At 69.5% G+C, this 9,036-nt stretch carries 8 protein-coding genes and 5 pseudogenes; 6 read left to right on the plus strand and 7 right to left on the minus strand.

The window, feature by feature from the left end; genetic code table 11:
* Positions 1–561, plus strand: a 561-nt coding sequence (locus NBZ85_RS22615; protein ID WP_261562550.1) for an alpha/beta hydrolase, incomplete at its 5' end; no start/stop codon positions are given.
* Between the two features lie 240 nt (positions 562–801).
* Here the strand turns inward: NBZ85_RS22615 and NBZ85_RS22620 are convergent.
* The gene (locus tag NBZ85_RS22620) at positions 802–1,179 is read right to left on the minus strand and encodes a DUF4158 domain-containing protein (RefSeq protein ID WP_261560713.1); all 378 of its coding nucleotides are present in this window, start codon (positions 1,177–1,179) and stop codon (positions 802–804) included.
* Positions 1,180–1,552: 373 nt separating this feature from the next.
* On the opposite strand from NBZ85_RS22620, the gene NBZ85_RS22625 reads away from it, so the two are divergent.
* The 3 genes and pseudogenes from NBZ85_RS22625 to NBZ85_RS22635 form a co-directional block, all read left to right on the plus strand.
* Positions 1,553–1,960 carry a DUF2752 domain-containing protein gene (locus NBZ85_RS22625; protein ID WP_261560714.1) on the plus strand — a complete coding sequence of 136 codons (408 nt, stop codon included), beginning with the start codon at positions 1,553–1,555 and terminating at the stop codon, positions 1,958–1,960.
* A 46-nt stretch (positions 1,961–2,006) separates the two neighbouring features.
* A complete protein-coding gene (locus NBZ85_RS32805; RefSeq protein WP_261562551.1) occupies positions 2,007–2,702 on the plus strand; it encodes an RDD family protein in 696 nt (231 codons plus the stop codon).
* Positions 2,703–3,011: 309 nt separating this feature from the next.
* Positions 3,012–3,332, plus strand: a pseudogene (locus NBZ85_RS22635) (helix-turn-helix domain-containing protein); the annotation flags it as partial.
* A gap of 369 nt (positions 3,333–3,701) precedes the next feature.
* Here the strand turns inward: NBZ85_RS22635 and NBZ85_RS22640 are convergent.
* The 3 genes and pseudogenes from NBZ85_RS22640 to NBZ85_RS22650 form a co-directional block, all read right to left on the minus strand.
* Positions 3,702–4,106, minus strand: a pseudogene (locus NBZ85_RS22640) (mycothiol transferase); the annotation flags it as partial.
* 318 nt (positions 4,107–4,424) lie between these two features.
* Positions 4,425–4,667 carry a hypothetical protein gene (locus tag NBZ85_RS22645; RefSeq protein WP_261560388.1) on the minus strand — a complete coding sequence of 81 codons (243 nt, stop codon included), beginning with the start codon at positions 4,665–4,667 and terminating at the stop codon, positions 4,425–4,427.
* A 316-nt stretch (positions 4,668–4,983) separates the two neighbouring features.
* Positions 4,984–5,400 carry an SIR2 family protein gene (locus NBZ85_RS22650; protein ID WP_261562552.1) on the minus strand — a complete coding sequence of 139 codons (417 nt, stop codon included), beginning with the start codon at positions 5,398–5,400 and terminating at the stop codon, positions 4,984–4,986.
* Positions 5,401–5,483: 83 nt separating this feature from the next.
* Between NBZ85_RS22650 and NBZ85_RS33310 the strand changes: the two are divergent.
* A pseudogene (locus tag NBZ85_RS33310) lies at positions 5,484–5,627 on the plus strand (IS1096 element passenger TnpR family protein); the annotation flags it as partial.
* A gap of 25 nt (positions 5,628–5,652) precedes the next feature.
* Positions 5,653–6,060, plus strand: a pseudogene (locus NBZ85_RS22655) (TIR domain-containing protein); the annotation flags it as partial.
* A 185-nt stretch (positions 6,061–6,245) separates the two neighbouring features.
* Here the strand turns inward: NBZ85_RS22655 and NBZ85_RS33855 are convergent.
* The 3 genes and pseudogenes from NBZ85_RS33855 to NBZ85_RS22670 all read right to left on the minus strand — a co-directional run.
* The gene (locus NBZ85_RS33855) at positions 6,246–7,250 is read right to left on the minus strand and encodes a class I SAM-dependent methyltransferase (RefSeq protein ID WP_261560541.1); all 1,005 of its coding nucleotides are present in this window, start codon (positions 7,248–7,250) and stop codon (positions 6,246–6,248) included.
* Positions 7,251–7,554: 304 nt separating this feature from the next.
* The gene (locus NBZ85_RS22665; RefSeq protein WP_261560542.1) at positions 7,555–8,319 is read right to left on the minus strand and encodes a phosphotransferase; all 765 of its coding nucleotides are present in this window, start codon (positions 8,317–8,319) and stop codon (positions 7,555–7,557) included.
* Between the two features lie 41 nt (positions 8,320–8,360).
* Positions 8,361–9,036: pseudogene (locus tag NBZ85_RS22670) on the minus strand (hypothetical protein); the annotation flags it as partial.

Consider the following 9,036-nt stretch of genomic DNA (forward strand, 5'->3'; position numbering starts at 1 on the left):
GGGCCGGGTCTGGCCGACGACGTCGCCGCCGTGCGCCACGTGCTCCACGACAGCGACGAACCCACCGTCGTGGTCGCCCACAGCTACGGCAGCATCGTGGCTGCGGAGGCGGCCGCGGGGGTCGGCCCGGTGCGCCATCTGGTGCTGATCTCCAGCTACCTGCCCGAGGTCGGGCAGAGCCTGTCGGAGTTCGGCGACGGCACCCCCGCCCCGTTCCTCGACGTCGACCCCGACACCGGCACGTTCCGGGTCCGCCCCGAACTACTCGTGGACACCTTCCTGGCGGACTGCGACACAGACGTCCAGACGCAGGCACCAGCCCACCTCGCCCGCCAGAGCGTCCAGGTGACCGGGCAGCCGGTCGGGGCGGCCGCCTGGCACCAGGTGCCCTCCACCTACCTCGTCTGCACCCAGGACAACGGCACCCCCGCCCGGCTGCAACGCGAGTTCGCCCTCAGGGCCGGGAGTGTCGTCGAACTCGACACCGGCCACCACCCCTTCCTGTCCCAGCCCACCGCGGTGGCCGACCTGCTGCTGAACCTGCAGGGCACCCGCCGATGAGCTCGTCCTCGCGCCGAGGACCAGGAGCCGATGTGAGCGACGACGTCGAGTGCCTCAGCCTCGGCTGTTGGCCAGGGTGTGGTCGACACCCGCGGCGTCCAGGGCCTGGCTGAGCTCGCTGATGGACCCGCCCGTCATGTCGCCTTCAGCTCCGTCAGCGCGTTCCTTCCGCTGGAGCAGGGCAGAACCTCGCGCGTGACGTGCCTTCCCGTGATCTCGGGTCACGTGGCCGGGCGCCAGTTAGCGAAGCCTCAGCGGCCGCGCCAGCCGTTCACTCCTGCTCGGTTCTTCCTCGACCCCCGACCCCGAGCTGCTCCCGGACCAGCACGTCGTCGTGCGCGGCGCGTCATGCTCCGCCGCCACCGAGGCGTCCAGCCCCAGCTGGGGGCGCACATAGCCGACCACGTCTCCTGGCACCGTGGTCAGGGTCGGGAAGTAGCCCAACCGCTGGTAGCACTTCAACAACAACACCAGCAGCGCCAGCCGATGCTGCCCCGTCGAGGTCCGCTCGACCGCCCAGGCAATCTCGTCCCCGCTCGGCGTGAACGCGTCCTGCAACTCCCGCGACGACACCGTCCGCGTGCACCGTGGATACGCCGTCCGCTCGATCGACGCCACCGACCACCCCGCACCTCTGACAGTGATCGATAGGCTACTCGGCGACTCCCCTATGTCCCGCCACCGGGGCTACGGTCATCCGTTGCCTCTTGCTGCCGTATCCCGGCGGTCCCCCAGGGACGCCGTCAGCTACTCCGGGGCCAGCCACCGACACCACCGCACCCGGCACCCGGCACCACCCATCGTGACCATGAGTCGTGTCTGAGTCACCCACATGCGCCGATCATCGGTTGGTTGTCAGCGCGGTTCTCGCTGCGGTCACCGATCACCCCGTAAATCATGAAAACGTCAAATTTTTGACATTGCAGATAGGTATGGCCTCACCTAGCATGCGGCGAATGCCATCTGCGGAGTAAACGGGGGGATGCCGGCGATGCTGCGGAGGATGTACTCGGTTCCCGAGCACATCACCATGGCCGGCCTGGGCGCGGGCCTGATCGGGGCGATCTACCCGACGATCATGGCGCGCACGGGCGGGCGGGGCCTTCCCTGTCCACTGCGCACACTGACCGGCCTGCCATGCCCGTTCTGCGGGCTGACGACCGCGACGGTCGCGCTGACCCGTAGCGAATGGGCGGCTGCCGCCAGCACCAGCCCTCTTGTCTATCTCACGGCCGCATTGGTGACCGCGACGACGCCGATCCTGGCGGCCCGGCTCCTCGGCCTGGCGCCACCGCCACGCCCCTGGTCCGCCGCCGCGCGTGCGCGGACCCGGTACTCGGCATACGTCGTCGTAGCTCTCAGCTGGCTCTTTCAGCTGCATCGGTACCACTTCATCTAGGCGATCACCAATCCATGCAGGACCGCTCTTCTCAGAAAGGTCGATCGTGACCGGCTACAACCCACCCCCGTCCGAGGCGTATCCCCCGCAGTGGGGCCAGCAGCCCCCGCCCGGCCAGCAGCCCCCGCCCGGCCAGTACCAGCAGCCTGGCCAGTACCCGCAGGCCGATCAGTACCCGCAGGCCGATCAGTACCCGCAGCCCGGCCAGTACCAGCAGCCCCCGCCTGGCCAGTACCCGCAGCCTGGCCAGTACCCGCAGCCCGGCCAGTACCAGCAGCCCGGCTACTACCAGCCCAACCCGTACCCACAGCCCGCGCCAGGGTACGGGCCCGGCCAGCCGGTGGGGCCAGGCGCCTACGCCAGCTGGGGCCAGCGAGTCGGCGCATACCTCATCGATACATTGCCACAGATCGTCGTGTTGGGGCTTTTCGGAGCGATACTCCGCGGGCCGGCGGTGGCGCTCTTGGTGATCCTCTGGCTGGCCTTGCTCGGCTGGGTCATCTACAACCGATGGATCCAGGGCGGCAGGACCGGTCAGACGCTGGGCAAGAAGACGCTGAACATCCGACTCGTCAGCGAGGTCACCGGCCAGCCGATCGGACCGGCGATGGCGCTTGCCCGCGATCTCTGCCACTGCGTCGACGGCATCATCTGTTACGTCGGATTCCTGTTCCCGCTGTGGGACGCCAAACGGCAGACACTCGCCGACAAGATCGTGCACACGGTCGTTGTGCCCGCCTGATCATCGCGAGGAACACGCCCCCGCCCGTCCCGGGACCACCCGAGTCCTAGGTGCGGATCACCGAGAATTCCGGGGGACGCCCTGGCCGTCACGCCGGGGAGGAGTCCGGCTTCCCGCGGAGCGGGGCAGGGATAGGCGATGCGCCGTCAGGCGAATCGCCGTGCGAACGCGGCATGTAACAGGTGGATGATTTCTCTGCCCGGGGAATAGTTGTCTTCTTTGGTGGTTTCGGTGATCTGGGATCGTGGGTTGTCCGGGAATCTCGGGACTATCTTCTCCACGGTCCTGTTGGTGGGTTAGGATCGGTTTGTGTCGAGGTTCCGGCTGTATCCCGATGCGGCGCAGGAAGATGTTCTTCTTGTGCATTGTGGGCATGCGCGGTTCGTGTGGAACCTGTGTGTGGAGCAGCAGTCGTGGTGGAACCCGCGGTGTGGCCCCGCCCCCGGTTACGCCGAGTGGAATCGGCAGTCGACCGCGGCGCGGGGCGCGTGCGACTGGCTGGCGGCGGGCAGTGTGATCGTGCAGCAGCAGGCGCTGCGGGACTTCGCCACGGCGAGGGCGAACTTCTTCGGTGGGTCGCATCGGCGGCCGACGTGGCGCCGAAGTGGAGTCCACGGACGTGGTGTACGGGGTGTACGGGGTGTGATCGCCTGACGACTCGCCGCCGCCGCAGACCTGGCCGAACTCACTCCCACCGGCTTCTGCGCCCAAGCCGCGCTCGACGCCGCCCGCATCCTGAACACCATCACCGAACAAGCCGAGTACCAGGCCCTCGGCAGCCTGCAAGCCGAACTCTTCCAGGCCCGCGTCACACTCAACCAGCTCCGCGTCGAACTCAACCTCGCTCGCGAGGACGAACGAACCTCGCCGCAAGACCTCGACAAGGCCGTCGCCCGCACCGTCCAGGCGGTCGCCGACGTCGACAGGCTCATAACCCGCATCCACCGGCGGCTTGCCCGAGCCTAACCACGAGTGAATGTCCGCCAGGAGCAGGTAGACGAACCGCAGGCTGACATCGCCAGCGCGGGGGTGCGCCTTGGTGTCGTCGAGCTCGAAGTCGGCGGCGATCACGCGGGAACGCTCGCTGGCACGCTCAAACTCGGCGATCACGTCGGCCAGCGTTTCGCCGTCGGCGACAACGAAACTGCCGTCGTCGCCGGTGGCGTAGCCGTCGCATGCGGACTCGTCCAGGCCGAGCAGGGTGCGTTGGAACCAGATGCGCTCGGCGGTGGCGGCGTGTTTGATCAGACCGATCGGTGTGGTCAGTGAGACGACCAGGCGCCGCCGTGCGTCGGTCTCGGATAGCCCTCGCGCGGTGTCGATGAGCGCTTGCCGGTTGCGGTCGAGCAAGCTCTCCAACATGAGACGTTCGGGTCCAGTGGTCATTCGGGGCCAGATGAACATTAATTGTTCAGCTTTCTGGGTTGAAAGGACACTGACGGATCAGACCATGGGCGCGTACTCGAGCAGCATGAGGGTCGATCGGACAGGGCTCGTCTCGATTGCCGAGGAGAACACCGATGACATCGGTGCCGGAGGCCCGCCGGGAATGTAGGCACTGCAAAAGCTTCTCGGCCCTTGTCAGAGGGTCCTCGGGGAATGCCGTGTCCAGAGCCGAGGACGAGCCGGAGCGATCATAAGAATAACATCCAAGCTATGCGCGTGTCACGTGACTTGTGTCGATCTGTTCCGGCGCGTTATGGGCCGAGGGTATCCCGAAGATCAGGAGACCTCCTCGACACCAAGATCGGTTCGGGCTGCTCGGAGTGGACCGTGGACGTGTGCGAGCGCGTCGCGGAGTTGCTGGTTCTCGATGCGTAACGCATCCAGAGCAACGCGGATAAGCCGCCACTCCAGCACGTCCCGCTTGCCGTCCGCGACCACTTCGACCTGAAGCCGTTCGCGCCGCCAAGATCCACCGAATCCGCCCACTAAACCCGGACGCTCCGAGGTCAAATCGTCCACGTCAAGATGACGGACTTCAGGTTGATGGCCCTCCGGCTCGTCATCTTCGCCTGAACGGGACACTCGGGATACCCAACACGGCGCCGGCGCCGCCCCGCCAGCCGACCACCGGCAAGGGGCCCGCCGGAGACGGTAGCGGCCGTCCAGCCTCACGGACCCGTCCCACGTCACCGCTCGCGGCCACCGGTGGTGCCGCGCGCGACCGGCTCCCCCCAGCTCCCCGGCTCCCGCCCAGCTCCCCGGCCCGGGGCCGGTCGGCTGGCCCCTACCTGGTCGCGGACGCCACGCGATCCACGGTCGTCACGCGTGACGACCGTCAGAGGATGGGGCCGTCGCCGGCCGTGTCGACGCCCACCGGGAGGTCGTCTTCGCCGGTGGGGTCGGGGGCGCAGTCGCGGCACAGCCGCCTCCCGACCACCACGCCGGGCACGTCGTTGTACCCGCAGACGATCGCATCCCCGCAGTCGCGGCACGGGCCGATCGCCGCGCACACCTGGCAGCGTTCCCGCCGCCCCGGGACTCCCGGGGGCAGCGCGCTCACTCCGGGGATCAGCAGATCGCCGCAGTCCTGGCAGGCCGGCGGGGTCTCGTCGTCCTGCTCCGACCAGCCGTCGCCCGGCCATACCGGCCCCGACAGGCACAGCACACACCCACCCATGCCCATGGGGGTGAGTAGCACCCCGCAGCGTGTGCACCGCGGCGCACCGTCCGTCCCCGCACCGTCCTGGTCCATGTGCGGTCCTTCCCGTCGTCGTGACCACCCGCCGTCACAGCCCCTCCCGGCCGGGGCCCGCCTACTACGGCGATCCGGTGAGTGTGCACCAACTAGGAGTAACCCTGCGTGATGTCTGGCCGCTACGGGTCTGGCGTCGCGTCCACGTGCTCTCGAGCGCGACGCTGGCCGAGGTGCACCGGGTGATCCAGGCGGTGATGGGCTGGGAAGGCCACCAGCCACACTCCTTCGAGACCATGTGGAAACAGTCCTGCTCACCGAGTGCACCAGGGCGCGCGGGTGGCGGCGCGGACGGTGGCGGTGCTGTCGGCGGCGTATGTGTCCTCGGCGTTCGCAGAGGCGGAGTGGCAGGCCGCCTGGGCCGCGGATCCCTCCGGCCGGGCGCGCAGGCTGCTGGTGTTCCGGGTGGAGGACTTCGACCGGCCGAAGCTGCTCGGTCAGCTGGTCAACGTCGACCTGTTCGACCTCGACCAGGCGTCTGCGGCCATCCGGCTGACAGCCGCGGCCCGCGGCGAGCGCGGGACACCGACGGCCAAGCCGCGGTTCCCCGGCGAACCCGCCCGGCCTGCGAGGTCGGCAACGCCGAGGACCCCGCCGCCCACACCCCTGGCCACCCGCCTACGCCCTCACCATCACCCTCGGCGCCCTCGGGGACCATGAGGGGGAGCGGGTGCTGGCCGAGGACACCCTGGCCCACCGCCGGCGGGTCCTCAATCGACCTCTCGCCGGGTGTCCCGGATCTGTCCGCGTTCCCGTGCGGCGCCTGGCTGCGCGCCGAACGGGCGGGGCTAACCGAGACCCCGCCGGACGATCTCGGTTACGGCGACCCACGGGGACATCCCCGGCTACGGGAGGCACGAGCCCCGTGGCTGGCGCGCACCCGTGGGCTGCGCGCCGCGCCCATCCCGGTCGACCGTGACGGCGTGCGGATCGGCAGCCCGACCGTCCCCCAGCTCGTGCTCGCCCGGCTGCTCGCCAGCGGCGAGTACGACCGGCACATCCGGCTCGTCCGGGCCCGCCACCACACCCGCAGGGACGCGCTGCTCGACGCCCTGCGCACACACGCTGCCCGCGGCGATCGTGCAGGGCGTCGCCGCGAGGCCGCGAGGCCGATCACCCACCTCGCCTGCCGTCACGACAGGTAACTGATCGCTTAGTTCGGCGCCCACCGCGCACGTACCGCGGTGGGCGCCGTCGATGATTCCTTTCTCCGGGGTGATCGGCTTGTGCCAGACCAGAAGGTAACGCCAGAACAGCAGCCGTCGCACGCGCACGCCGGGCAGGACGGCGGCGGCTTGGCGGGCGGCCTGGCGGGTGGTCAGCGGCGGATCCGTGACCATGGGCATGCTCGCGCGCGCAGGGTCCTTCGCGAACCAGCCCTGGGTTCCCAGCAGCCGGTTCGTGAAGAACATCGCGCCAAGCAGGCGATGCCCGACGGCCGCGACGATCTCGACAGGCAGTTCCCGGCGCAGGTCCGTCCGGGGTATGGCAACGGCTGCGAGGACCCCTCCGGGCCGCAGGGCGGCCGCGAGCACCGCAAGTGCGTCCTGCAACGGCATGTGGTGCAGTGCGCTGATCGAGACGATCGCGTCGTAGTCGTTGCCCGGCAGCGGGTCGGCGAGCACATCGGCGAGAACGCAGCGCACGGTGTGGGGGGTGCGACGCCTGGCCTCGTCGATCATCCCTGCGGAGCGATCGACGGCGTCGACCTGCTCACTGTGCCGGGCGAGCCGGGCTGCGAACGCGCCGGCGCCACAGCCGACATCCAGCACCTGTCGGCATGGCTGCGGCAGCTGGCGCAGCAGCAGCCGGTGGTAGTAGGCGTTGTGATCCCAACTGAGCACAACCACACGCTAACCCGCCCCAGATGTTGGGTATCCGGGTGACTACTTGCTCGGAGCGGCGATCCTGTAGCCCGTGGAACCTGTGGTGGAACCAGACCTGGTGGTGGTTCGTCTCGCGCAAAGCGATGATCTTCCCGCCGCGCTGGGCGTCTGGCGTGAGGCCAACAGTGCCCGGGGACGACCTCCCGACGCTGCGCGGATAGCCCGGGTGCGGGCGAAGCTCGCCGCCCCCGATGCTCTCGTGCTTGTCGCCTACAGGAGCTCGCGGCGTGACGCATGCACATGCGAGCCCTGGGGCGGCGCCGGGTGGCTAGGCGAGTCGGGTGCGGTGCTCGGAGACCCAGCGGTGGGCGGCACGGACCTGGTCGACGGCGCCCGCGTCGCGTAGCCGGATGGCGGCGGGTTCACCTGCGATCGCCCCCGCCTCGATACCGCGCCAGCAACGGTCCTGCCACCAGAGGATCGTTTCGATCAGACGGGTGTGTCCGGTCAGCCCGTAGGCGTCACGGATCAGCCGGATCCCGCGGGCCGCCTCGGCCGGTTCGGCCGTCGACGGGCCGAGGTCGAGGAACTGCCAGCACAGGTGGGCGACGTCGTGGATGCGTTCACCGGGTGCGGCGAGGTCCCAGTCGAGGAAGGCCACCGGGTGCGGCTGCTGACCGAGATCGCGGTAGACGGTGTTCTTCGGCGACAGGTCGTTGTGGCAGACGACGTCGTGGCCGCCGGCCAGCGGTGTCCCCGCGGTGAGGTCGTGCAACTCGCGGACCAGCTCGGCGACCCGGAGCAGGCTCGCGTCAGACCGGACGGCGGGGGCGTGTTCGGCCTTCCAGGGAACGTGCCCGTCGATGAAGCTGAGGATCTCCCGGTTCTGCTCGTCGACGCCGAGGAACCGCGGCGCCCCCTGCCATCCCTGCCGGTCGAGGAAGCCGAGCAGACTGTGGACGAAGTCGGACCGGGACGTACGCGGCCTGCGCACCGTGTCGCCGATCCGAACGACCGTGTTCACGAAGCCGCCAGGCATGGTCTCTTCGGTCGCGTCCACCACGTCCACCTCCACCACGTTCACCTCCAGCACGATCCACAGCTGACCGGTAGCTCTCGTTCTACCCGCTTCGCTCAGCGAGCGGCGGGGGTCGCGGGGGCGGCGGGTCTGCCCAGGCCCGCTGTCGGCGCCGCCGGCGGCGCCGACACGAGTGAGGGCAGCTGGGCCTGGGCCTGGGGTCCATCGCCGCATATCGGCGTCTGGCCGCAGCCGGTGGCCGTGGACTGGGCGACCAGCGTGCCGGCGGAGTCGTAGGCGTAGAACGTCAGCGGCATGTGGCCGATGGACTGGTACTGGGCGAGATCCGAGGTCGTAATCTGAATACGGGTGATGAACGCGCCGGTCGAGGGCTCGAAGGGGACGACGACGGCGTCGCCGGTCGGGACCGTGGCGACGAGCAGGGCGACCTGCGGGGACACCTGGCCGACGGCCCACTGCCGCGCGTTCCATGCGCCGAGCCTGCCGGACCCGTCTTCGCTGGAGCTGAACACCTCGACGGGGCTCGTCGGCGGCTTCGTCAGGTCATGGCGACCACCTGACCAGAGGATCGGGCCGTTGATGCCGGTCAGGTCGACGCCGGCGGCAGGTCCGTTGAAGGTCCGGCACATCCCCCCGCCGTCTTCCCCGGCGAGCAGGACCTGCAGGCCCCACCGGTCGGCGACCGCGACGAACAGGCTCGGGGTCTGCGGCGCGCAGTGGGCGTCGACCTCGTCGCGCTGGGCGTCGGTGAGGGTGAGCAGGCGGGGGGTG

This window comes from Frankia tisae (genome assembly GCF_025403405.1).
GTDB lineage: Bacteria > Actinomycetota > Actinomycetes > Frankiales > Frankiaceae > Frankia > Frankia tisai.

Bases quoted from the DNA above. Each gene is read 5' to 3' on its own strand.
- NBZ85_RS22650 (WP_261562552.1), bottom strand. From the start codon at position 5,400: ATGGACCAGGACGGTGCGGGGACGGACGGTGCGCCGCGGTGCACACGC.
- NBZ85_RS22625 (WP_261560714.1), top strand. From the start codon at position 1,553: ATGCTGCGGAGGATGTACTCGGTTCCCGAGCACATCACCATGGCCGGC.